At 32.7% G+C, this 25,985-nt stretch carries 16 protein-coding genes; 10 read left to right on the top strand and 6 right to left on the bottom strand.

Annotated elements, in window-relative coordinates:
• The first annotated feature begins 186 nt into the window (after positions 1 to 186).
• The 7 genes from NNL09_RS23145 (at position 187) to NNL09_RS23175 (ending at position 9,067) form a co-directional block, all read left to right on the top strand.
• A complete protein-coding gene (locus NNL09_RS23145) occupies positions 187 to 597 on the top strand; it encodes a heme-binding protein (protein ID WP_196911791.1) in 411 nt (136 codons plus the stop codon).
• A gap of 53 nt (positions 598 to 650) precedes the next feature.
• Positions 651 to 1,307, top strand: a complete 657-nt coding sequence (locus NNL09_RS23150) for a fused MFS/spermidine synthase (RefSeq protein ID WP_196911790.1) — start codon at positions 651 to 653, stop codon at positions 1,305 to 1,307.
• A gap of 183 nt (positions 1,308 to 1,490) precedes the next feature.
• The gene (locus NNL09_RS23155) at positions 1,491 to 2,129 is read left to right on the top strand and encodes a hypothetical protein (protein ID WP_196918872.1); all 639 of its coding nucleotides are present in this window, start codon (positions 1,491 to 1,493) and stop codon (positions 2,127 to 2,129) included.
• 230 nt (positions 2,130 to 2,359) lie between these two features.
• Complete coding sequence (locus NNL09_RS23160; protein WP_025664254.1) at positions 2,360 to 2,719, top strand: BlaI/MecI/CopY family transcriptional regulator; 360 nt, start codon at positions 2,360 to 2,362, stop codon at positions 2,717 to 2,719.
• Positions 2,719 to 5,391: a M56 family metallopeptidase gene (locus NNL09_RS23165; protein WP_025664253.1), complete on the top strand. Its 2,673-nt coding sequence runs from the start codon at positions 2,719 to 2,721 to the stop codon at positions 5,389 to 5,391. The genes NNL09_RS23160 and NNL09_RS23165 overlap by 1 nt, the downstream gene beginning before the upstream one ends.
• A gap of 144 nt (positions 5,392 to 5,535) precedes the next feature.
• On the top strand, positions 5,536 to 6,999 hold the full coding sequence (locus tag NNL09_RS23170) for a S41 family peptidase (RefSeq protein WP_196911788.1): 1,464 nt from the start codon (positions 5,536 to 5,538) through the stop codon (positions 6,997 to 6,999).
• Positions 7,000 to 7,387: 388 nt separating this feature from the next.
• Complete coding sequence (locus NNL09_RS23175) at positions 7,388 to 9,067, top strand: serine hydrolase (protein WP_196911787.1); 1,680 nt, start codon at positions 7,388 to 7,390, stop codon at positions 9,065 to 9,067.
• Positions 9,068 to 9,430: 363 nt separating this feature from the next.
• On the opposite strand, the gene NNL09_RS23180 is transcribed toward NNL09_RS23175, so the two are convergent.
• The 3 genes from NNL09_RS23180 to gltB form a co-directional block, all read right to left on the bottom strand.
• Positions 9,431 to 10,252: a hypothetical protein gene (locus NNL09_RS23180; protein WP_025664250.1), complete on the bottom strand. Its 822-nt coding sequence runs from the start codon at positions 10,250 to 10,252 to the stop codon at positions 9,431 to 9,433.
• Between the two features lie 187 nt (positions 10,253 to 10,439).
• Positions 10,440 to 11,903 carry a glutamate synthase subunit beta gene (locus NNL09_RS23185; RefSeq protein ID WP_196911786.1) on the bottom strand — a complete coding sequence of 488 codons (1,464 nt, stop codon included), beginning with the start codon at positions 11,901 to 11,903 and terminating at the stop codon, positions 10,440 to 10,442.
• 13 nt (positions 11,904 to 11,916) lie between these two features.
• Complete coding sequence (gene gltB, locus NNL09_RS23190) at positions 11,917 to 16,419, bottom strand: glutamate synthase large subunit (RefSeq protein ID WP_231389277.1); 4,503 nt, start codon at positions 16,417 to 16,419, stop codon at positions 11,917 to 11,919.
• 447 nt (positions 16,420 to 16,866) lie between these two features.
• Between gltB and NNL09_RS23195 the strand changes: the two genes are divergently transcribed.
• The gene (locus tag NNL09_RS23195) at positions 16,867 to 17,205 is read left to right on the top strand and encodes a P-II family nitrogen regulator (RefSeq protein WP_025664247.1); all 339 of its coding nucleotides are present in this window, start codon (positions 16,867 to 16,869) and stop codon (positions 17,203 to 17,205) included.
• Positions 17,206 to 17,271: 66 nt separating this feature from the next.
• On the top strand, positions 17,272 to 18,522 hold the full coding sequence (locus tag NNL09_RS23200; protein ID WP_196911785.1) for an ammonium transporter: 1,251 nt from the start codon (positions 17,272 to 17,274) through the stop codon (positions 18,520 to 18,522).
• Positions 18,523 to 18,589: 67 nt separating this feature from the next.
• On the opposite strand, the gene NNL09_RS23205 is transcribed toward NNL09_RS23200, so the two are convergent.
• Positions 18,590 to 20,815: an ATP-binding protein gene (locus NNL09_RS23205; RefSeq protein ID WP_196911784.1), complete on the bottom strand. Its 2,226-nt coding sequence runs from the start codon at positions 20,813 to 20,815 to the stop codon at positions 18,590 to 18,592.
• Between the two features lie 215 nt (positions 20,816 to 21,030).
• The gene (locus NNL09_RS23210) at positions 21,031 to 21,369 is read right to left on the bottom strand and encodes a DUF4870 domain-containing protein (protein WP_025664244.1); all 339 of its coding nucleotides are present in this window, start codon (positions 21,367 to 21,369) and stop codon (positions 21,031 to 21,033) included.
• Between the two features lie 261 nt (positions 21,370 to 21,630).
• On the opposite strand from NNL09_RS23210, the gene NNL09_RS23215 reads away from it, so the two are divergent.
• A complete protein-coding gene (locus tag NNL09_RS23215; RefSeq protein WP_196911783.1) occupies positions 21,631 to 22,938 on the top strand; it encodes a leucine-rich repeat domain-containing protein in 1,308 nt (435 codons plus the stop codon).
• A gap of 226 nt (positions 22,939 to 23,164) precedes the next feature.
• Here NNL09_RS23215 and NNL09_RS23220 read toward each other — a convergent pair whose 3' ends face one another.
• On the bottom strand, positions 23,165 to 25,438 hold the full coding sequence (locus NNL09_RS23220) for a trypsin-like peptidase domain-containing protein (protein WP_196911782.1): 2,274 nt from the start codon (positions 25,436 to 25,438) through the stop codon (positions 23,165 to 23,167).
• Between the last annotated feature and the right edge of the window lie 547 nt (positions 25,439 to 25,985).

The following is a 25,985-nucleotide window of genomic DNA, read 5'->3' on the forward strand; positions in this document are numbered from 1 at the left end:
AGTTGATTTTCAACCTATTCAAAAGTGTGAGGTATTATTATGTTTGGGTACCGTAAAAACAAAAAAATGGGCAAAACTCCTAAACAATACTAATTAGATTTAAATCTAATAATCTTTTCTTTTCTAGATCATAAAATTAAACATTTAGCTTTATTTTTGAATCGCAATTTTACAAACAAAACAATAATGAACATCACTCTAGAACAAGCAGAAAAAATCATTACCGTTGCAAAGGAAAAAGCGATCGCTATACATACACAAATGAATATTGCAATAGTAGATTCTGGTGCAAATCTTATTTCCTTTGCACGTATGGATCAGGCCTGGATAGGTTCTATTGATATTTCAATTAAAAAAGCAAGAACGGCTTGTCTTTTTGGTAAAAATACTGGTGTTATCGGGGAGCTTTCACAACCTGGAGGTCCTTTATATAATATAGAACATTCTAATGGCGGGCTAATTACTTTTCCTGGGGGTGTTCCTATTAAAAACAATTCGGGAACTATAATAGGAGCTATTGGAGTAAGTGGTAGTAGCATAGAAAACGATCATGCGGTAGCCGAAGCTGGTATTACAGCACTAGGTATATATGCTTAAAGACAATATCGATCGCGAGGCATTAAATAACCTGGTTTTACGTACAGAAATACATGAAGAGATTATTAAGTTATCTATGGCCATTCACCAAAGAGGTTTCCTCACAAATTAATGGAACATTAGAACTCACATGGATGAATGGTAAAAAAGTACTGGATAGTCAAAATGCAAATTACTCCTACGGATCGCTACAAAAATTACTTAGTTACGGACTTTCACTAATAGATATTTCTGCTAATAGCGAAATTCTTTTACTAGGACTTGGCGGTGGGAGTGTAATAGAACCTCTTAGAAATACATTTGACCATCAAGGAAAAATTACCGCTGTAGAAATTGATGAAGTAGTTATCGAAATTGCTAAAAATGAATTTAATATAACCAATAATCACAATCTCGAAATCATTTGTGAAGATGCTTTTTTCTATGTTGGTCGTTGTGCATCACAATTTGAAATTATAATCATCGATATTTTTATCGATAATCAAGTCCCTCAGCAGTTTTATGAAAATCAATTCTGGAAAAACCTTATTCCCTTATTAAAACCTGAAGGACAAATCGTCTTTAATGCTGGAATTAATTTGAAGGAAAACATCAAAATCGATTCTCTTACATCTATGGTTAAGCCCGATATAGAATTTTCACAACACAATCAAGTTCAAGGAACCAACACACTGTTAATCGGGAAGAAAAAATCAAGAGATAAAGATTAAAAACTACGGTATACTTTTTACGAATTCGATATATTCTTAATCTGAAACGGTACAGATCTTAGAAATATTCTGTTTTCCTACTCTTAAAATACGATAACAACATTTTCCCAGAAAACAGGGTATTCTCGTATAGCATTTATGTATTACATTTATAACAAATTATATGTTATATAAAACAATGTCGTGAAAATAAATACATGCTTTTTATCTATTATCCTGATTTGTTGCTTCTCTTGTAACACTAATAAAAACTCAAAAGAAAGTAGTAGCCAATCAAAAATGACCAACCAGATAGTTACTACTCATAGTCAGGATGACAAAATTAATACTATAAAAGCAACAGTTTTATCGGTTGAAGAAACATTAATCATGCCCGATGATTACCTCACCACGGTTCTAACAGTTAAAACAAATACTAAGGATACCTTGGCATTTATAGATATGAATGGTTTTGAAAAATTAGTTAATAAAGAAATCACCATTACCTATCGGTTAAAATCAAATCAGAAAAAATTAATAGTTTGTTTTGATTGTACATCATATTCTAAATCAATTAAGTTAGCCAATATCACATCAATTGCACCCAAGATCGATTTTAAACTATTAAAGTTAAAAGAATATCAGGAAGATGAATATATCACTACTGCTTCATCGCTTATCATGCATACCAAAGATGATAAAGTAGAACGTTTTTACACCAATATATTTGACCTAATTGAAGATAGCACAAAGATGAAAAGTGCATTTTTTAATTATGGGGTTGTAACAGAATATACCCCCGAACTACTCAATCGTGATGATTTACAGTTATTGTTAGAATAGATATGTACCTCTTATACTCTAAAAAAAGCAATAATTATTTTTTAAAACCGTAATACCTTTCTTAGAAATTTACTTTTCTAAAATACATTATCATTTTTTTAACATCCTCTAAAAACCTTTTAAAATCGGTACTTAACACAGTAAAACTACTAATTCATTAGTTACACTACTAATTAATTAGTTGCAAAACTAAAAGATTAGTAGTAAGTTTGCTTTATAAAATTAATACTATGCAAAAATTAGCCAAAAGAGAAGAACAGATTATGCAAAGTCTGTGGAAATTGGAAAAGGCATTTATAAAAGAAATCATTGAAGAGCTTTCTGACCCTAAACCGCATTACAATACTACTGCTACGATTGTAAAAATTTTAGAAGAAAAAGGATTTATCAGTCATGTAGCCTACGGAAACAGTTTTCAGTATTATCCTCTAGTATCAAAAGATGAGTATCAAAAAGAAGTATTAGGTGAGGTAGTACACAATTATTTTGACAATTCTCCTTTGGCTTTGGTTAAATTCTTTGCTAAGGAAGAAAAGATAAATACCGACGAATTAGAAGAAATAATTCAACTGATAAAAAACAAGAAATAATGGACTATATCATACATAGCTCGGCATTAATAGGATTATCTTATATTATTTATAGATTTTTTCTTTCCAAAGAGACCTTTTACCATTTAAACAGATGGGTATTGATATCATTAGTTATACTTTCATTTACTTTACCTTTTATTACGATCCCTGAAAGTTTATCATTTAAAAGTGCTCTATTTCAAGAAGTAGAAGTACAACCTTCAAATTCTGTTGTTACAGATTATAAAATACCAGAAACAACCACAAAAATTGAAAATATATCGACCACAGATACTTCTGGCATCAGTACTACTTCTGTTAGCAAATTTTTAGATTGGAAATCGGTTATACTATACATCTATATACTAGGTATATTGGTATTTGGTATTCATTTTATCATCCAATTAGGAGTTTTATTATATCGTATTTCTAAATATCCAACCATAGAAGTTGATGACTATAAAATTGTAGAAACCGATAAAAAACATGCCCCCTACTCGTTCTGGAATAGAATTTTTATGAATCCCAGTCAATATAACCCTGATACGTATTTACAAATCTTAAAACACGAACAAGTACATATCAAAGGTAGACATAGTATCGATATGTTATTAGTAGAGTTATTAGTGATGATGCAATGGTTTAATCCTTTTGCCTGGTTATATCGCAGAGCCATCGATAACAATCTAGAATACCTAACCGACAATAATATGCTTAATATAGGTGAAGACAGAGAAATTTATCAAATGAATCTCTTAAAAGTCTCCACCCCAAATATGCCAACAGGTTTGGCAACAAGTTACAATCAATCATTTCTCAAAAAACGAATCCTTATGATGAATTCTAAAAAATCAACATCAAAATCAGGGTGGAAATACCTAATCATTATTCCACTACTAGCTATCACCGTATTTTCTTTTAATCCGGTAAAACCCAATGAAACATTAGCCGATCATGATAAAGACTCTATAGATACGACTATAGATTCGAGAAAAGAATCTATATCATCTAGTGCTCAGAACAACTTTACCAAAGGAGTATGGGATGCCGAAGTTGGTGGAGGTAAATTATGCATTATGTACAGAAGTGCAGAGCCTCTTAAACGAAATTTCTGGTCTATGACCAGATGCTATGACCCCATATATTTTAAAGATTTCCCCAGTGGAGATCGACAACAATTTAAAATCACCAAAGATGCCGGAACTATAACTTATGTGGGGCGGTTTGACAACAAAATAGGTGATGGAAGATATGAATTTACTCCTAATGAATCGTTTATTAAATCGCTCAAAGCTTATGGTTTACATGTAGACAACAAAGATTTGGTACATTGTTTCCTTACTGGTTTTGACAACAATTACCTTAGTTATTTAAAGCGCGAAAATCTAAAAATAGATCAAGATGATTTTGAAGATATTATTCATAAATCGCTTCCTCTTGATAAACTAAAAATGTATAGAAAAGAACTTGCACGATTAGGTTATGAGAATTATACAATGGAAGAGGTAAGTAAGCTTAATTTATTTGACGTTGATGTTGCCTATATTTCATTTATCAATACTTTAAATGGTAATAAAACGTCTTTAAAAAAGATTACAAAAGCTAAAATCCATAATGTATCCTCTGAATTTGTTACATCGTATCGAAATAATGGTTACGGGAACCTGTCTCTTGATGATTATATGAAATTAAAGATTCATGATGTGACTCCAGATTTTATTGAGTCATTTAAAAAGGCTGGGCATACTAATATCACTGTACGAGAAGCTAAAAATCTTAAAATTCATAACGTTACTCCGGTATACATAAATAATTTCAAGAAAGCTGGATATCCTAATATTACTTTACAGGAAGCTAAAAAATTAAAAATTCATGGAGTAACTCCAGAACTTATACAGGCTTACAAAAAAGCGGGGCAAAATAATATTTCATTACAAGAAGCTATAAAACTAAAGATTCATGATATCACACCAGGTCAGGTAAAAACAGCTAAAGGTTTTTCTTCCTCTAAGAGCAAAAGAGATCAAAATACCTTATCCAGTTCTACCAATAGTCGTGGTGCCTCACAGGATAATCAACAAACACCAAATGATTTTATAAAACAATTTAAACAACTTGGTTATGACAATGTACCTGTTGATGATATTATCAAATTAAAAATACACAATGTTACACCAGAATTTGTTAAAATGTTCAATAAAGCTGGTTACAACAACATTCCTCTAAATGATGTAGTTGCTTTAAAAATTCATAATGTAACTCCAGATTTTATTGATTCGTTTAAAAAAGCTGGATATAAAAATATCTCTTTAGATGATGCAAAATCATTAAAAATACATAACGTATCTCCTAATTCCGCTTCAGAATATGTAAAAATAGGATATTCTAATATCTCTATAAGCAAATTAATATCTCTTAAAATTCATAATGTATCTCCAGAGTATATTAAGGAATTCAAAAAGACACAATTCGGTGACCTTCCTCTAGATGATATTATGAGTTTTAAAATTCACAGAGTTACCCCAGAGTTTGTACAATCTTTTAAAGATATAGGGTTTAAAAATATAACAGCTGACCAAGCCAAGAGTCTTAAAATCCATAATGTTACACCAGAATTTATAAAATCCTTAAAAGAACAGGATAAAGATATTTCGTTAGAGCAAGCTATTAGAATCAAAATTTATTTTTAAATATATATGATACACTAGCCAAAATTCAATCAATCAAAAAACGGGAATGGTTATTAATTCCATTCCCGTTTTTTCAATGAACTAATAATCAACCATAACATTAAACTATTTCAGGAGTTTTCAATTATTATTAAAACAATAAAAATGAATAGGATGTACTGGGTAGTACTAATAAGCTTCTTGAGCATGTATATGGTTACAGGAAGAGCACAAGAGTCCATAGTTTATCAACCTGAACAAATGCAGGCTGACTTAGAAAAATTTAAAACGGCACTCATTAAAATTCATCCTGGAACTTATACACATCAAAACCACGAAGAGTTTAATCAAATGATGAACGATTTGATGTTGCAAACTTCCAAACCAATGGAAGCCAAGATATTTTATAGAATTGTTCTTCAATTGATAGCGAATATACATGATGGACATACACAAGCATATACATTCGGCAAACTCGGAAGTGTTATCAATAATCAAAAAAGACTCCCCTTTCAAGTATATATTAAGGATGAACGTATTTTTATAGTGAAAAATCTTAGCTCTATAGAAATTCCCGAAGGATCCGAAATCCTATCTATTGATAGCAACTTGAGTAATGAGATTATTGTTAACATTTTAGCACATTATTCTTCTGATGGTGAAAGTCAAAGTGGTATGCAACATTGGTTAGGAGGGCCATACAAATCGTTTTACAGACTCTATCCCGAGATATTTGGAGAACAACCTACATATAACCTTGTGTATAGAGACTATAAAACCAAGAAAATTATAAAGACAAAAATTGAAGCAATTTCAAAAGAGGTTTATGAAACTAGAGCATCTAAGAAATATCTGCCAGAAACAGCGCCTGAAAAAGCTTTTAACTTTGAGATAAATAAGGAAAATTATGCTTATCTGAAAATAAACCAGTTTATAAAAGATGGTTACGATGAACCCGAGAATACTTATCCTGATTTTTATAAGCAATGTTTCAAAAAAATTTCTGATAAAAATATTAAAAACTTAATAATCGATTTAAGAAATAATGGAGGTGGAAAAGCAAGTAATGCAGCTTACTTGCTTCAATATTTTATTGATCAACCTATCATTCCTGCAAAAGAAATAGTGACTTTGGTGGATGATAAATACCTTGTAGAAATAACTGGCAATACACTTAATTTGAATGAATCCTTTGGATTAAAGAGAAAAAAAGACGGTACTTTCAAAGTAACAAAACATGAATTATTACGTGATTTGATGAGTTATGATCCAATTGAAGAGTATCGTTATAAAGGAAGGCTGATCGTTCTGATCAATGGTGGTACCACTTCAGCTGCTGGTATTGCTGCTGGCTTACTAAAAGAATATACAAATGCAGACTTAGTTGGAACAGAAACCTATGGATATGCAGGTATTAGTAACGGTGTGCGTCAAATTTCTATCAAAGGGGATCATACCGAAACAGCAATCTATTTACCTTTACTACATGCAGAGTATACTATAGATGAACATATCCAGAAAAGAAGCGTTGTCCCAGATTACAATGTATCAAACTCTATACATGATATTCTAGAGGGTAATGACGCTGTTCTGGAATTTGCATTGAAAAAACTATTATCAAAAATGTAAAAAAATTATTAAAACGGTTTTTAGTAACTTCTTTCTTAACATCTAAAATTGAATATTCATAAATGATACACTAGCCAAAATTCAATCAATCAAAAAACGAGATGGCTCTATGACCATTACCCATACTAAAATATTTGACAATGGATGAACTCAATTGAAGATAAAACTGACACGATAAAACTAAATTGAAAAATTAAGACCTAAATCGCGCTAAAAACTAAGCCAAAAAATATACCGTCTGGCTGTAAAGTATATAAACAATTGCTGATTTTTCATCTCAATTATTTACCTGTTTGCTAAGGCTCATTTTCCTATAGAAAATTTGCACCTCCTAGTAATTTCAAAAATTTTTATACTAATCATTAACAACAATTAATAAAAACAGACTATGAAAAAAATTTTATTATTATTCCTTCTTTCTTTTTCTATTTGCTCATTTGGACAGCCTAAAGAAAACCTAGCAATAGACAACCTCTTTTCGGAATGGAATAAACCTGATGTTCCAGGCGGTGCCATAGGAATTATTAAAAATGGTAAGCTGATTTATTCCAATGGATATGGAATTGGTGACTTGGAACACAACATAGAAATAACTCCTTCATCTGTTTTTTATATTGGTTCTGTTTCTAAACAGTTTGTAACATTTAGTATTTTACTTCTTGAAGAACAAGGGAAACTAAACTTAGATGATAGAATTCAAAAATACCTTCCTGATTTTCCAGAATACGATACTCCTTTGACTATTAGACATTTTATACATCATACGAGTGGTGTTAGAGACTATTTTACCCTTATGTATTTAAAAGGCAGAAACTATCTTGACGATACAAATGCAGATGAGATCTATGGCCTTATAAAGAAACAGGAAGAGTTAAATTTTTTGTCAGGAGAAAAACATTTATACAGCAATTCTTGCTATTTCATGCTGGCGATGATTGTAGAAAAAGTGGCTGGTCAATCCCTAAAATTATTTGCGCATGAGAATATTTTCCAGCCTCTAGGTATGAAAAACACACTTTTCTATGATGATAATACTGACCTGATTAAAAATCGTGTTTTCAGTTATAACAGAAAAAGTAATGGAGAGGGATTTAATAATTTAATTATGAGATTTGACCTTGTTGGCTCCGGTGGAATATATTCAAACATAGAGGACTTGTTTTTATGGGATCAGAATTTTTATAATAATAAACTTGGAAAAGGAGGACAAGAAATTATTGAAAGAATGCATGAAGAAGGGCTTTTAAATAATGGAAAAAGTAGTGGATATGCTTTTGCATTGAATAACGGAATTTATAAAGGATTAAAAACTGTGAGCCATGGTGGGGCCCTCGCTGGTTATCAAGCACAATTAATACGATTTCCTAAACAGAAGTTTTCTGTAATTATATTAGCTAACAGAAATGATGCAAACCCAACGCGTAAATCCTTTCAAATCACCGATATGTTTCTTAAAGAAAATTTTATAAATGCTGAAGTTGAAAACCAAGACAAAAAAGTCAATATTAAGCAAGAATTTATTCATTTAAAAACTAACAATCTTGAAAATTTCTCTGGACATTATTGGAACGACGAGGGTTCATATACTAGAAAGATTTATGTAAAGAATGACACTCTAAGATATTATAGGTCTGAGGCTAATGAAAGTGACTTAATCCCTATCAGTAAGCATGAGTTCAAAATGATTAATGTTGGATCTGATGTACTGGTGAAATTTGACAAAAATGAACAAGGAAATTACACTATGGTTTTTAGTGCAAACGGAGGAAAGCCGATAATTTCAAAAGAGTATCTCCCCAAAAATTATACTAATGAGGAATTAATTGATTTTGTAGGTACTTATTATAGCAAAGAATTAGATATTAATTACACATTAAAAATAAAAAATAAATTGTTGGTACTTTATATAAATGAAATCGAAATTTCACCTCTCAATTCGGTTATGACGAACCTTTTCTCTAATGAAGAATATGGAGTTTTTCATTTTAAAAGGGACAGTTATGGTAAAGTTTCAGATTTTAGATTGGACACCGGAAGAGTAACAAATTTGAAATTTCAAAAGAAATAATATGCGGTAACATGGGTAATCGTTATACAAATTTATAATTTGTTATAAAAACGACTCGTTTTTAAGCCTCTAATAAGAGGCTTTTTTTATTTCTTTTCGTATTACGATAAGGTTTTCAAGATATTTATATTGAAGTAAAAGAGCTCATAAAAAGCAAATTCTATAGATTTAAAAACCATTACAGATGCTACTCCACTATTAACAAGAATGAATGTAAATACAACCGTATCTGAATACTGTATAAATTAATCTTTTAGTATTCAGACAAGGTTATATTTATACTCTCTATGATTATGGTCATAGAGCCATCTTAATTAATGTGATGCAGGCATTTAAATAATAAATACATTACAGGTTAGATCATTAGTTTCCATAAGCCCAAGTGATAGCCGTTCTATCATCTCTCGACCATCCTGGTGTTGAACTGAATCTCCAATTACATGTATATATAGAGCTTTTCATGACAGAACCACAATTATTGCTTTGATGATAAGCTACGCCATTAGTACCAGGTATATGACCTCCATAAGTTTGATCAGAATGGTGGTAACCTAGATTATGTCCTAATTCATGTATCAGTAACGCCATTGTAGATTCATCACCTGGGTGAGGTTTAGCTGTATTTACTCTCATCCAAGAGCCAACATTTCCTCTACCATCAGGCAACAGTGCTCTCGCCCATGCACCTTCATTAGAATTATACCAAGACCCTACCAAAATATCTGCACTCGATCTATTATACGTTCTACTTATATTAATATTACGACTAGAAACACTCCAATGCCAAGCAGCCCAGGAAAGTGCGTACTCTAAATTTCTTGGATAGTTATTTTCAACATAATATCTAACATCTCTAGAGTTACTGTAGTATACCCCAACTCCACCAAAAAACCATCTGTTTTTTTCCTGAATGCTTCCCTTTTTGGGTGGGTTTGCGTCTCTATTACTTTTTAATGCAAAAGGAATCATCATGTCTCCGTGCATAAAAGCTTCGTCCTCAAAATTTGGTTTAAGATCTTCTTTAGAAAACCCTTTTTCAATCAAATAATCCAAAGTTGCCGTAGCCTCTTTAGATAATGGTCGTTCTTGATTTAAATCTTCCTGATCTAAACCATCATTTTGACAACTGACACATAAGAAAATAGTAGTCAAAAAAATACTGAGTTTGAATTTGTGTGTTAACATAATTATATAGTTTAAAATTACTATTGAAAATTATACAATTATTTAACTTAAAAATTACATTATATTACCATATCTCAATACAAAACTTGCTAATATTTTATTTATAATGTTAAAAAACAATAAAGTTAACTTATTAGATATTTTTAACAACACTCATTATAGCAAAATAAAAAACACCCTATACTTTTTATACTCTAGGCAAATCTCCTTCCCCTTTAAGTGGCAGATTAGAACTTCCCATCAAATAGGTATCAATATGATATGCAGCTTGCCTACCTTCTGCAATTGCCCAAACAATTAAAGATTGCCCTCTACGAGTATCACCTGCCGCAAAAACTCCTTTTACATTGGTTGCATAATTTTGTTCATTCGCTTTAATATTGGTTCTTGCATCCATATCTACCCCTAATTGTTCTGCAATAGTAGGTTCTGAGCCCGTAAATCCCAAAGCCAACAACGCTAATTCACATTTCCATTCTTTATCTGTACCCAGAATTTCTTTTAGTGCAAAACGACCATTTTCTTTTACCCATTCTACTTCGGTCGTGATTAAACCTTTTAGATTTCCGTTTTTATCCCCCAAAAATTCCTTGGTAGAGATACTCCAATTACGATCTACTCCTTCTTGATGAGATGAGCTTGTGCGCAAACGCATTGGCCAAAATGGCCAGGGTTGATGCGCAGGACGTTCTATAGTTCCTTTGCCCATAATCTCAAAATTAGTTACAGAAGTTGCTCCCTGACGCACAGAAGTACCAATACAATCTGACCCCGTATCTCCTCCTCCAATTACGATCACATCTTTTTCTGTAGCCAGGATTTCCTCTCCTAAATCTTTTACCCCATCGACTCTTCTATTATTTTGGGGTAAAAAATCCATTGCCTGCACTACTCCATTAAGATTAGCTCCCTTAACTGGTAAATTACGACGAACTGTAGCTCCTGTACACAATACTACAGCATCAAAATCGGCCTTTAACTCATCTGCTTTGATCTCTTTTCCAATATGAGTATTTGTTTTAAAAACAATACCTTCTTTTTCTAAAATGGCGACACGACGATCAATCACATATTTTTCCATCTTAAAATCAGGAATACCATAACGTAATAGCCCACCTACTTTTTCATCTCTTTCAAAAACGGTCACCAAATGCCCTACACGGTTTAATTGTTGAGCAGTGGCTAATCCAGCAGGGCCAGATCCAATTACAGCCACGGTCTTGCCTGTTCTTTCTGTTGGAGGATTAGGTTTAATCCAATCATTTTCAAAAGCTTGCTCTACGATATTTTTTTCTATATTCTCAATAGTTACCGGATTTTCATTTATACCTAACACACAAGCTTCTTCGCATGGTGCAGGACATAACCTTCCTGTAAACTCAGGGAAATTATTGGTTGAATGCAGGATTTCTGCTGCTTTTTTCCATCTACCACGATACACAGCATCATTAAAGTCAGGAATCAGGTTACCTAATGGGCATCCGCTATGACAAAATGGTATCCCACAATCCATACAACGTGCTCCTTGATTTTTGAGTTTTCCCTCGGGCATTTCCACGGTAAACTCTTTATACCCTTTGATACGATCTTTTACCGGTTGGTACTCTTCTATCTCTCTTTCAAATTCTAAAAATCCAGTTATCTTTCCCATGTTCAATATCGTTTTATACTTGTGCTAATTTTTCTTCTTTTAATCGCTGTAATGCTTGTTTGTATTCTTCAGGGAAGATTTTGATAAACTTTGGTAATTCACTTCCCCAATTTTCCAAAATTCTTTGAGCCAAAGGACTTAAGGTAGTATTGTAATGATTCTCGATTAGTGTTTTTAACTCTTCAATATCTTTTTTCTCTACCACGAGATCCAGGTTTAGCGCTTCTTTATTGCAATGTGCTTCAAATGTCTTTTTCTCATCATAGATATACGCTATTCCACCAGACATCCCGGCTCCAAAATTCCTTCCTACTTCTCCCAGAATCACTGCAATACCCCCAGTCATATACTCACATCCATGATCGCCAATGCCTTCAACTACAGCTTTTGCTCCAGAGTTACGTACACAAAATCGCTCTCCTGCTTTACCATTAATATATACTTCTCCCGCTGTAGCTCCATATAGAGTTACATTACCTGTAATCACATTATTTTCGGGAATTATCGTAGCTTCTTCGGGTACTTTAATAATAAGTTTTGCTCCCGAAAGCCCTTTTCCGAGATAATCATTGGTATTCCCATTAACCACCATAGTCAATCCTTTGGTAGCAAATGCTCCGAAACTTTGTCCGGCTGCCCCTGTAAAGTTTAATTTCAAGGTATTATCGGGCAATCCTTGTGCGCCATATATTTTTGATATTTCATTGCTTAAGATAGCGCCTACTGCTCGATCGGTATTACAAATATCAAAATCTAATGCTGTTTTTTCTTTACGAAAGAGTGCTGGATGTGCTTGTTCTATAATTTCAAAATCTATAGATTTCTCTAAACCATGATCCTGACTTTCGGTATTATAGATATCTACTCCTGAAGGTGTTTCTACTTGATGAAGAATTGGTGTAAGATCTACCCCTGCAGCTTTATAATGATCAATGGCTTTTTTATGATTTAACTTACTCACTTGCCCTATCATTTCGTTGATAGTACGAAACCCTAGTTGTGCCATAATCTCTCGCAACTCCTGAGCTACGAAATACATATAATTTACGACATGTTCTGGTTTTCCTTTAAATTTTTTACGTAGTTCTGGGTTTTGTGTGGCAATACCAACCGGGCAGGTATTTAAGTGACATACACGCATCATTACACATCCTGATGCTACCAGAGGCGCTGTTGCAAAACCAAATTCTTCTGCCCCCAAAAGGCACGCTATCGCAACATCCCGACCAGTTTTTAACTGTCCATCACACTCTAGTACAATACGACTACGCAGGTTATTACCCACCAATGTTTGCTGTGCTTCTGCAATACCAAGTTCCCATGGAAGTCCGGCATGTTTTAACGATGTTAATGGTGATGCTCCGGTACCTCCGTCAAATCCAGAAATTAGCACTACATCTGCCTTTGCTTTAGCCACTCCTGCTGCAACAGTTCCTACACCAACTTCTGACACTAGTTTTACATTTATCCTGGCGTTCCTATTTGCAGATTTTAGATCATAAATTAACTGTGATAAATCTTCGATAGAATAAATATCATGATGTGGTGGTGGTGAAATTAATCCTACATAAGGTGTAGAATTACGGGTTTTGGCTATTTCGGGATTTACTTTTGGTCCTGGTAATTGCCCTCCTTCTCCCGGTTTGGCTCCCTGAGCCATTTTTATTTGAATCTCGGCAGCATTCGTTAAATAGTTTGAAGATACTCCGAATCGACCAGAAGCCACTTGCTTAATTGCACTGTTTTTCCAATCACCATTTACATCTTTATAGAAGCGAAGTGGATTTTCTCCTCCTTCTCCAGAGTTACTTTTCCCTCCGATACGGTTCATTGCTACAGCAAGGTTTTCATGTGCCTCTTGACTAATAGACCCATATGACATGGCTCCCGTTTTAAAACGTTTTACGATCTCTGTCCATGGTTCTACCTCATCTATCGAAATAGGGTCATAATTAGAAAACTCCAGCATTCCTCTAATGGTCATCAGAGCTTTTGATTGTTCGTTGATTAATTTGGCATATTCTGCATAGGTTTCAGGATCATTATCTCTAACCGATTTTTGTAGTTTCGCTACTGATAAAGGGTTAAACTGATGTTTTTCTCCATTACGTCTCCATCGGTACTGCCCTCCTATCTCTAAGCTTAAATTAGCATCTACTTCTTGCCCTATATAAGCTCTTTTATGACGCTTGGATATTTCTTTTTCGATTTCATATAACCCTATTCCTTCTATACGTGTGGCGGTATTTGGAAAATACTGATCAACAACTTTGGTATGAATACCTATACATTCGAACAGTTGAGAACTTCTGTAAGAGTTTAAGGTAGAAATCCCGATTTTATTCATCACTTTCAATACTCCTTTACCTACTGCTTTATTATAGTTATATATGGCATCTTCAAAAGTGAGTCCCGAAATATTATTTTCTTTAATTTCTTCTCCTATAATCTCATTTACCATATATGGATTAATGGCACTAGCTCCATACCCAAACAACAAAGCAAAGTGATGTACTTCTCTTGGTTCTGCAGATTCAATAATAGTACTGATTTTGGATCGTTTTCCTAACTTTTGTAATCCACTATTAACATAAGAACATGCTAATAACGCAGGAATTGGCGCTCTGTGTTTACTTACATTTCTATCAGAAAGTATAATGATATTTGTTCCTTCGTCAATAGCTTCTGATACATTTTTGAGCATTATTTCTAATGCATCTTCAAGACCATTTAACCCTCTATTAATGTTGTACAACATCGATACAGAAGTAGATTTAAACCCTTTACCTGTGTAGGTTTTGATCTTATCCAGATCTTCTTTTGATATTACGGGGTTTTGGATCTTTAGTTTATTACAATGCTTCTCATTAATATCAAATATATTATAATCAGACCCCAGCGTTAAACTAATATCAGTAATCAATTCTTCGCGAATACCATCTAATGGTGGATTTGTCACCTGTGCGAATAATTGTTTAAAATAGTTATAGATCAATTGCGGACGCTTAGAAAGTATTGCAATTGGCGTATCAGATCCCATAGAACCAATGGGTTCTTTTCCTAATTGCCCCATAGGAGAAATAATAGTGTCTATATCTTCTTGAGTATATCCAAATATTTCTTTTCGTTTGGCAACTGTTTCTTCGCCTAAAAACAAAGGACAATCATTATAAGGTATATCTTTTAAATGTACCAGATTATCATCCAACCACTCTCGATAGGGGTGTTTTGCTGCAATTTCTTCTTTAATTTCTTCATCATTTACAATTCTACCTTCATCCATATTAACCAAGAACATTTTTCCAGGTTCGAGCCTTCCGTGATATTCGATATTATTTGGTTTAATATCCACCACTCCCGTTTCTGAAGACATGATTACATAACCGTCTTTGGTTACACTATAACGAGAAGGTCTTAATCCATTTCTATCTAACACTGCTCCTATATAATTACCATCTGTAAAAGGAATTGAAGCTGGGCCATCCCATGGCTCCATAGAACAAGAATTATATTCATAAAATGCTTTCTTAGCCTCAGACATTTCAGGATTTTTCTCCCAGGCTTCTGGTACCATCATCATCATTACTTCTGGTAATGATCTTCCTGTCATTAATAACAGCTCTACAACCATATCCATTGAAGCCGAATCTGATTTACCTTTTAATATCACCGGAAGTATTTTTTTGATATCCTCACCAAACCAGTTGCTCTCTAATAACTCTTCTCTAGATCGCATTCTGGTTACATTCCCTCTTAAAGTATTAATCTCTCCATTATGACACATATATCGAAAAGGTTGTGCTAGATCCCAGGTTGGGAATGTATTGGTCGAGAAGCGTTGATGTACCAAAGCCAATCGTGTGACTACTTTTGGATTCAATAAATCTTTATAATACAACTTAATATCTTCTGGCATCAATAAACCTTTAAATATCAAGGTTTTTGTAGACAAACTAGGCAGATAGAAAAACTTGCTTTCTGATAATTTAGATTTATATATAGTATGCTCTGTTACTTTTCTCGCTATAAATAGTTTTAAATTAAAGTCAAAATAACTTTGATCTTCATTTTCTTTACCAATAAATATTTGTTTTATAAATGGCTCTGTCGTTGCTGCAATCTCACCAATATGAATATGATCCACAGGAACATCTCTCCATCCCAATAAAGTAAGTCCTTGATCAATAATATTTTTTTCGAAGGTATCTATACAAAACTGTCTTTGATTTTCTTTCTTAGGCAAGAAAACATTACTTACTGCATATTCTCCGGCAGCTGGTAAATTAAAATCACAATGCTCGGTAAAAAAATCATGTGGTATATCAATTAGAATCCCTGCTCCATCTCCTGTCTTTCCATCTGCACTTACAGCACCTCGATGTTCTAGTTTTTCAAGAATCTCTAATGCTTTATGAATAATGTCGTTTGATTTCTTTCCTTCTAAGCTACAAATGAATCCTGCACCACATGCGTCATGCTCAAATTCTGGTAGATACATTCCTTGTTTCTTCATCATATTTTCTGATCTAAAAGTGTTTCAAGCAGATGAAATTAACAAATCATTAAGTATAGAGGAAGAAAAAAACTGCTTTCGCAATCACTTTTCTGAGCTACATAAAAAAAGACCTTCCAGAATAAAATAATCACAAAATAAGAGCTTCAAATTATGAATTTGACAATGCGTTTTTTGATAAAAAACCTAAATAAATCAAGAATTAAAAACAAATCACAGACAATTGATTATCAGCCAATTTTAACGAAAACGTTTTCGATAATATTTTGAATACCTCTAGTATTAAATTATTATTTTTTTACACAAAAAAATATTTAACCCCAATTTTGATAGGGTTAAAAAACATAAAATGATAAAAATAAACACATATACCCTATTTATTTGACAGTATATTTTAAAAAAATATACTTTTGAATGTAATTCAATATTAATTTTAACTTTTTATTCTTTATGAAGAAAATAGAAGCAATTATCAGGAGATCAAAATACCGGGTTGTAAAAGAGGCTTTACACAACAAAGGTGTTATGTTTTTCTCGTATTGGGATGTAACTGGAGTTGGACATGAACAAAAAGGAAGTGTCTATAGAGGAATTTCTTATAGTACTACAGATATCCAAAGAAGGTATTTATCTATTGTTGTAAATGATGATTTTGAAGAAGTTGCAATCTCTGCAATTCTAGAAGCTGCAAAAACCGGAGAAGTTGGTGACGGAAAAATCTTTGTTTCCGACATCAAAGAGGCCTATAGAATTCGTACTTCGGAAAAGGGTGGTGAAACATTAAACTAATAGGTCTCACTGCTCATAAAAATTAACCAATCAAAAACTAAAAACAATTTTAATAGTAATTAAACTATGGAACTTTTAACCACAAACAATGTATGGATGATGGTGTGTACAGCACTTGTATTTTTCATGCACTTAGGGTTTTCCTTTTTAGAAATAGGATTAACTCGTCAAAAAAACACAATTAATATATTATTCAAAAACGTATTTATCATCTGTATAGGTTTATTATTATACTACATCGGTGGTTTTAATCTTATGTATCCAGGATTCGAGGATGGGGACGTTGGTTTTTTAAAATTTGCGGGATTTGGTATTTCTGCTCCCGAAAATGGAATGACCCCAGAATATGCCAGCGGAGGGTACACCTGGTGGACAGATTTCTTATTTCAGGGAATGTTTGCCGCAACTGCTGCTACTATAGTTTCTGGTGCTGTAGCAGAACGTATTAAGTTAGAAGCATTTATGATATTTACTATACTCTATGTAGGTTTAGTATACCCTATAGTAGGGTCCTGGCAATGGGGAAGCGGATTTTTATCTACTTTAAAAATTGGTGAAGCTGAAGGTTTTTATGACTTTGCAGGCTCTACGCTTGTACATTCTGTTGGCGGGTGGGCTGCTATGGTAGCGATTATCTTATTAGGTGCAAGAATTGGAAAGTTTAATTCTGAAGGAAAACCACAAGCGATTCCCGGGCACAATATACCTATAGCTGCAGCTGGCGTACTCATTCTTTGGTTAGGATGGTTTGGTTTTAATGGTGGGTCTGTACTCTCTGCAGATCCTGCCGGCACCTCATTAGTATTAGTAACTACCTGCCTTGCAGCAGCAGCAGGTGGTGTTGGAGCATTTGTACTTTCTACTGTCTTACATAAAAACTATGATCTTACCATGTTTCTAAATGGTATTCTAGGGGGATTGGTAGGGATAACAGCCGGAGCTGATCTCATGTCTCCGAATGAAGCTGTAATTATTGGTTTATGTGCAGGTATAATCATCGTATTTGGTGTAGCACTGGTAGATAAATTTAAACTAGACGACCCTGTAGGTGCAATAGCTGTTCATTTAATCTGTGGTATCTGGGGAACTATGGCTGTAGGATTTTTTGGGTCGAAAGCTGGATTTGATCAATTCTTGGTTCAAGGGCTTGGCGTTCTTATTGTAGGAGCTTTTTGTTCAACAACTGCTTTTGTTATCATATTCATACTTAAAAAAACTATAGGAATCCGAGTATCGGAAAAAGAAGAAATTGACGGATTAGACAATCACGAGCACGGCATGGATGCTTATCCTGATTTTAGAATTAATCAACATTAAAAAATAATAAAGATCTAAACTGTTTTTAATTAATGAGCTTTCTTATAGTATTTAGGAAGCTCATTTTTTAGTCTTTCTTTAGAGAAAAGGACAAGATTTTTTGAAACAAATCACTTCGTTTATAAGGTTTAGTAACAATACCATTCATCCCAGATTCATGAACCTTTGCAATTACCTTTTCTAAATCAACAGCTGTTAATGCCATAATGATAACGTTTTTATTAAAACTTCTTACTTTTTGAGTCGTTTCAAAACCATCTTGTTCTGGCATATGAATATCCATAAACACCACATCATAGTCATTTTTTTGTATTAATAGTATTGCATCAAAACCATTATCCACAGTTGTACATGCTGCTCCTGCGCTTTCTAGAATCTTTTTTGTAATCATTAGGTTAATTGTATTATCATCTACAACCAACATATTATATCCTTCTAATACATTATTATAATCTTCATCATTTACAATCGGTACCTTTGTATTTTTTAGATTTCGTTCCATTTCAATCTCAAAAGAAAATGAAGTTCCTTTACCTTCTTCAGATTCTACGACTATTGAGGATTTATATAAATCTTCTATAAACCGTTTTACTATATACAATCCTAAGCCCGAGCCTCCTTTGTGTTTATCTATATGGTGTATTCCTTTAAATCCATCAAACACATCTGATATCAATTCTTTTTTAATTCCGATCCCATCATCTTTCACTACAAAGCGATGCCTGATCATATTTTCGAAACTTGTAACCTGTGTAACCTCTATCCAGATATTTCCATTTGTAGTAAACTTAATAGCATTAGAAATAAGATTAATAAAAATTTGAGAAAGTCTTAAACGATCTCCTAAAACATTTGTTTCTACATTTTCTGCTATATTGATATGCAATTCTGTATTACTCTTATGTGATTGATACGAAAACGAATTACAAATATTCGTTAGCATTTCATCTAAGGAAAAAGCATCTTTATTTAGTCTAACATTTCCCAGACGGAACTTAGAATATTCTAGAGCATTATTTACCAGTCCTGATAAATGATTATTCGAAAACTTTAGTGTATTTAGAAATTCTTCCCTCTGTTTTTGGTTTTTTGTGTTTTCTATAATTTCTACCAATCCCTGTATTGTATAGATAGGCGTTCTCAATTCATGGCTTATCATAGAAAAAAATTGATTACGTTCCTCATCAACAGCTAACAACTCAGCATTTTTTTCTTTCAATTCCTCATTAATTCTATTCTTATGGCGGTTAGACCTATATACATAGATGCTAAAAATAATTGCCAACAACAACAAAAATCCAATTAAAAAACTGATTTGAAAATAACTTTTTTGAATCTGAATATTTTTCTCATTGATAATAGAAAGCTTCTCGAAATCGTTTTTATTTTTAGCAATTTCATAAATGAATATATCAGCATTAGAAGCACGTTCTCTTAATTTCCTTATATAGATCTCATGGTATTTATTTGATAAAGATTGATAATAAGATACCGAATCCATATTCTTATCATACTCATAAAAATAACGTGCTTTATATTGCTTTATAAGTCTCAAATATTCATCCCGTTCTCTTTTTACAAAAAAGAGGGAATCTCTTCCTGTTTCATTGAGTAACTGATAAGATTTCTCGTATTCTTTTTTTTCTTCGATAAGAGCTAAGGCCAAATATAATTTAAGCTCATTACGAACTCCTTTATTCACAGAATTAGTAATACGTTGACTCCTATTACTAAAGTCTACTTCATCAAGTTCTGAGATAGCCTTGCGTGTAGTATGAATTACTTTTTTATACTGCTTTCTATTCATGCAACTAATTGCATAATCGTTATAATTTAAAAAAATAGCTAGATTACCGTTTTTTTTATTTTCGGAAATGTTTTTTGCATATAAACTATCCAGTTCTTTATACATATTAATTTCTCTATAAATTCTCAGCTTCATAGTAGAAATTCTTGTTTTGTATAATTTATCTGGTGTTTTATCCGAATACTTTTGCGCTCTTGTCAAGTATTTCAGAGCTTCACTAAATTTTCCAGAGCTGTTAAAAAGTACTCCATAATTATAATGATACATTACCAAGAAATTATTGTCAGTAGTATCTTGACGTATATTAAAAGCACTATCTAATAAGATTCTGGCTTCTATAATACTATCATTCTTTATTAAACCGGAAATTGTTTTTTCAATATCATATATAGAGCTATCTGTGGTGGTGTTTTTTTGGCTAAAACCTACATTACTTAGAAGTAACATAATAGCAATTACTCTTATATGTATATCCCATATTCTCATGAACTCCTTCTCTTACTCTTTTGTTTTCCCTTCTACTAAGATAACGATTATATATCTATTCATATTAGGAAGAGTTACGCATAACAAGCCATGAATACATGAAACAGGTGTTTTTTTTAACAAAAATCAAATAGAAATCAAGTATAATCTTTTCATAATCAACAAAAAAACCACCATTGTTTTACACAATGATGGTTATATAAAAGTTTAACATTTTATTTTATAATCTGCATAGATAACGGATATGAGGGTTCTTCTCCATTATTTGCTTTTATTGCATTAATAATAGGAAATATAAAGCATAATAGTGCAATAAGGGCTAAACCTAATAATCCCAGTCCAAATAATAATATTAAAGGAACACATACGATTGCATAAATAAACATACTTATCTGAAAATTCATAATTGATTTTCCATGTTCATCCATAGCAGAAACTCTTTCTCTCTGGGTTAACCATAATATTAGAGGTACTATAAATCCTCCAAACCCTGTGATAAGGTCTAATAATTGTGATAAATGGGTAATAACTAATAATGATCTGTCCTGTCTCATGATTTCTACGTTTTTGGTTGATGATTGATGAAATTGCTAAAAATATTAGCAATCTATATTTATATGACGATAAAAATAGCAATTTGTTACAGTGTATATATAAAAACATGTATTTTACCTATCACTAAGACAAAGACGTTTTCATGAAGAAAGACCTAGATATTAGCAGCTTAAAATCTTGTGTTTATAATTTTTTCTTTTAAAATAGCATAATTTATTGCTATTTTAGAAAACTTTTAACTCGTCTAAAATTTTATCTCAATGCGATTATTTACATTGGTATTTATAATATCTTTCTTCCAATCTTATGGTCAACTTATTGTTGAAGAAGTTACTCCACCAAAGGAAAAAGAAAAAATAGCTAAAAGCATTACAATTAATCTTAAAGCATCAAAAAAATTACCCACAGATATTAATCAATATCAAATAATAAGAGTTAGTGGGTATGAGCACTTAAGTGATGTTGATTTTAAACTTCTTCTACATAATTCTCTTGAGAGTTTAACTATTTTGGGTTTTGGAGTTAAAGCTACAACGAACTCTCTTCCTCCTGCTATAGGTTTAGCCACTAATCTTAAACGATTAAAAATCAGAGGTAGAAAATTTGAAAAAATACCTAAAGAAATTGAAAATCTTAAAAAGCTAGAATCGTTACATATCGATAATTCTCATTCCCTTGAAACTCTACCCAAGGAAATTTGTCAATTAAAAAGTTTAAAATCTCTGCATGTAGGTTCTTTTGCTCTAAAAAGTATTCCTGAGGAAATCGGAAATTTATCAAACCTGGAGTCACTTATACTCGATCCCGTTTCGCTAACAAATGATTTAATAGCCTTACCAGAAAGTATCAAGAACTTAAAAAAACTTAAAAAGCTCAAAGTATACTCTAGTGAATTGAATTCGATTCCTGAAGGATTATCTGAATTAACGGCTCTTATTGATTTAAATTTATATGGTAAATTCAGTAAGCTACCCACTAATTTATTTAATTTGACAAATCTTAAAGCCCTTCGCATTCGCAGTCCACAATTGATAGGTACATTTTCTGGTATAGATAAACTTAAAAAGTTAAAAAAACTTGATCTTTCCTTATCGGGTATAAAAAACAACCAATTAGACATTTCTGGCATGTCGGATTTGTCATCTATACTTATTTATCTTTATACAGATGAATTCATTAGTTTTAAGGCTAATACATCTGAAAAACTTACTAAGCTATTTATCTCTGGCAATAAATTAAAATCTATAGAAGGTTTAGATAACTTGGCAAATATCACTCATTTATCTATAGAGTACACTAGCTTAAAAGATGTTCCTGCTTCAATATTTAAACTTAAAAATCTGAAATATTTTAGGATATCCAATTCTCTAATTAATGTATTTCCTAAAAACCTGGGAAACAATAAAGAGTTAAAAGAAATTGACCTTAATACTAACAAAATTTCTGGTAAAATCCCTTTGACTCTTTTAAAATTACCAAATTTAAAAAGAGTGATAATTAGTCGTGGAAATGAAGAAATATCTAACCTGAAAGAAATAAAGGAAAAAGCAAAGTTTAAGATTTATTAAAAAATTATGTAGAAACTTAAGTTCAATAAGTTTTATAACCACCATACCCAATTCTATTTTTTTCACAATGATTTGCTTAAATATAGCATTAGCAATGTATATGATTGAAAAATAGGAATTTGTTACAATAATACATCTAATACGATATATTTTAACTAAAAAAACACCTCGACACAAAGCCGAGGTGTTTACTAATTACTAAATTTAATGTCTTCTATGTAAGATGTTAATTCACGATTAGTTTCTTGGTAGCAGATTCCCCAGTACTACTATCAATTTTAATCAGATAAATTCCTCTTCCCAACGATAGGCTTCGGGCCGAAATTGTATTGATACCTGGTTGCATACTTATTCTAGCTTTTTTACTCCCCAGAATCGTATAAATGGTTGCAGTTACATTTCCTTTTATATATTGGCTTAGATGTAACGAAAAGATATCTTTTGCAGGGTTTGGCTTGATACTTAATCCTGCAAGATCACCTTCATTCTCGTCTCCGATAATTGGTGAAACTGATTCTAACTGAGCTATTAAACTTTCTGAAGTTGCTGATCGCCCACAAGAACCTTCATATATTTTCACATTACTAAAAACAGAGGTATTACCACTACCAGCATCATTATCATTTATAAAAACCAATCTATCCATACTACCAGTATAGAAATTCCCTACCGGAATGACATACTTTTTTGTACCACTAGAATAATCATCAAAGTTAGTTACTCCATAATTTTGAGTACCATGAACTTTAAAATATCTGGTAGAGGTTAATGCATTATCATTTTCAAAACCAACTGCGTGAATTTCTCCTTCAGAAGTACTGCTAAAATCAAATTCTATTACCGTATTAGCAGTTACTGTATAATTCATAGCAATATATTTCCATGTATTATTTTGTAAAGAAAGTGCAGCTCCCCCGTTTTGGATTGAGAAATTACCTGCAGTATCCTGATTAGAGAATGCTGTGATTGTAAAATCATTAAAATCTAAAGCCGTACATACAGGAGGTGTTACTGTACCATTAGATATATTTAATGCATCGATAGTAATATCTCCTTGCCAACTGCTTCCTGTCACTACATTTAATCTTAACTGTACGCTTGCATTACCGGCATACGCAGAGAGGTCTATATCTGCCGCATTCCAATCTGTTCCCTGTGCTCCTGTTTTGGTAAACACACTAGACCAACTTCCTGTATTATTTGTTCTGGCTTCTACAGTCAATGTTCCTACTGCGTTACCTATCATATGATATTGAAAACTTAGTTTAGGCGTTGTAAGACTTGTAAAATTTAAACAAGGGGAATTTAAGATCGCTCTTTTAGAAGGGAATCCTGTTCCGTTTCCAGATGCTTCTACATAAATATATGAATTGCCATCTACAGCACCACTTGGTCCGGTACCAGTAGAAGGAGTACCATTAGAATTTACAGTCCAATCTAAATCATCTCCGCTAGCTTGTTTCCAATCTCCTATATTACCTTCAAAACTTTCACTATAAGGGAAAGAAGCAATATCACCTGTACATTCATCGGTTGGTGGTGGGTTTCCATCTAGTCCCATAGCATCCCAAAAATCGGGTATGGTTGCTCTTTCTCCAAAGTTAGAACCTCCCGATCCCGAGCATCCACCATAGGCATGAACCCCAACTGCATTTCCTGTTGCAGCATCTATTATAGGACTTCCAGAGTTTCCTCCGGTCGTATCTGTTCTATATCTTACAAACGTATTATCAACAGATGATAATGGCCCAGTATGTGTTTGCTGCGTTTGATTATCAATACCAGTATCTGTACCAAATCCCGTTATAGTTATATTATTTCCGGGAGCGCTTTGTACTACATTAAATGATTTACCCTGTGCCTGTATAGGTGTTTGACCTGTTTGCGAATTTGCGCTTGCCGTAAATACTGCCCAGTCTGTTTCGGGTCTCCCTCTAACATAATTGGTAACAAAATTACCTATTGGATACTGATCTTCTGGCCCTGGGTGTACAATGGTACGATCTGGATTAGATTTAGGCACATTAAATTCTATAAGTTGCGCTCTGCTCCCTACGCAATGCCCTGCAGTAACCAATCTACCATTCGTGATAATCCAACCTGTACAACCAATAGGTACTATTCGTCCGATTGCATTATCAGTAGAATCAACTCTATCATCAGTCGAACCACATTGAGATTTTGATCCCGGATCATTTTCACCAACTCCTACTTCATGAATAGTAAAACCTATAGCTGATTCTCCCGGCGCTACAGTTAGTTTTAGAATTATTCTATCACCATTAAAATAAGCTGTGCTATTCTTCCACTCCTTGATGGTCTTTGATGTTAATGTTTGCGTAGCCCCGTCTAACGCCGATGTAATGGTTAGTGTACTCTTATTTCCAAGATTTACATCTTTAAGAAATAAACGTAACCAAGTAGCTCCTTTTTCTGATATGGTTTCTGTAACAATTTGTGAACTATTTTTGCTCTGATTGCCATCAGGTTTTATCTCCATATTATACTTTGTATAATGTCGTGGCAGCTCATCCTGAGCAAAATTAATATAGGGTATCAACATAAAAATGATGCATAACAGCATACATGTTCGATGTACAGGATACCTGTAAATGTGAATTGAGTTTGTGTTGTTTGAGTTCATAAGAATAAGATTAAAAAAATTATTAGGTTAGACATTAAATTTAGTTAGTACAAAAACTCTTGCAGCACCTTTAATTGCCACAAAATTGTATTCCACTAACTGGTCATCTAATTTTTAATTAATCAAAAACCAGTGGTTTTTTCCTATTCTTTTTTTTTCCGAAGGAAATAAGTTGGTTAATACTGAAGTATTTCTTCTTCTTCCTGCTACAAGATAGAAAAGAAAATCAACTCCTCAAAAAAGTTTGGCAATCAAAATTTAAAATACATGTATTAATATCTATTTTTGCTTTTTTATAGATAAAATATATGATCGCATAAGATACCATAGTAGCATCAGCAATCCTATCAGGAGCTATCTAATAAGATATATTATCATAAAAGCATCCCAGAAAAGATTCTGA

Origin of the sequence: Aquimarina sp. EL_43 (assembly GCF_943422735.1) — a bacterium.
GTDB lineage: Bacteria > Bacteroidota > Bacteroidia > Flavobacteriales > Flavobacteriaceae > Aquimarina > Aquimarina megaterium.

What these genes read in the sequence shown, in the direction of transcription:
- NNL09_RS23205 (WP_196911784.1), bottom strand. Translation starts at nt 20,815, where the DNA reads ATGAGAATATGGGATATACATATAAGAGTAATTGCTATTATGTTACTT.
- NNL09_RS23175 (WP_196911787.1), top strand. Translation starts at nt 7,388, where the DNA reads ATGAAAAAAATTTTATTATTATTCCTTCTTTCTTTTTCTATTTGCTCA.
- NNL09_RS23220 (WP_196911782.1), bottom strand. Translation starts at nt 25,438, where the DNA reads ATGGAGATAAAACCTGATGGCAATCAGAGCAAAAATAGTTCACAAATT.
- NNL09_RS23180 (WP_025664250.1), bottom strand. Translation starts at nt 10,252, where the DNA reads ATGTTAACACACAAATTCAAACTCAGTATTTTTTTGACTACTATTTTC.
- NNL09_RS23170 (WP_196911788.1), top strand. Translation starts at nt 5,536, where the DNA reads ATGAATAGGATGTACTGGGTAGTACTAATAAGCTTCTTGAGCATGTAT.
- NNL09_RS23210 (WP_025664244.1), bottom strand. Translation starts at nt 21,369, where the DNA reads ATGAGACAGGACAGATCATTATTAGTTATTACCCATTTATCACAATTA.
- NNL09_RS23145 (WP_196911791.1), top strand. Translation starts at nt 187, where the DNA reads ATGAACATCACTCTAGAACAAGCAGAAAAAATCATTACCGTTGCAAAG.
- NNL09_RS23215 (WP_196911783.1), top strand. Translation starts at nt 21,631, where the DNA reads ATGCGATTATTTACATTGGTATTTATAATATCTTTCTTCCAATCTTAT.
- NNL09_RS23195 (WP_025664247.1), top strand. Translation starts at nt 16,867, where the DNA reads ATGAAGAAAATAGAAGCAATTATCAGGAGATCAAAATACCGGGTTGTA.
- gltB (WP_231389277.1), bottom strand. Translation starts at nt 16,419, where the DNA reads ATGATGAAGAAACAAGGAATGTATCTACCAGAATTTGAGCATGACGCA.
- NNL09_RS23185 (WP_196911786.1), bottom strand. Translation starts at nt 11,903, where the DNA reads ATGGGAAAGATAACTGGATTTTTAGAATTTGAAAGAGAGATAGAAGAG.
- NNL09_RS23165 (WP_025664253.1), top strand. Translation starts at nt 2,719, where the DNA reads ATGGACTATATCATACATAGCTCGGCATTAATAGGATTATCTTATATT.
- NNL09_RS23200 (WP_196911785.1), top strand. Translation starts at nt 17,272, where the DNA reads ATGGAACTTTTAACCACAAACAATGTATGGATGATGGTGTGTACAGCA.
- NNL09_RS23150 (WP_196911790.1), top strand. Translation starts at nt 651, where the DNA reads ATGAAGAGATTATTAAGTTATCTATGGCCATTCACCAAAGAGGTTTCC.
- NNL09_RS23160 (WP_025664254.1), top strand. Translation starts at nt 2,360, where the DNA reads ATGCAAAAATTAGCCAAAAGAGAAGAACAGATTATGCAAAGTCTGTGG.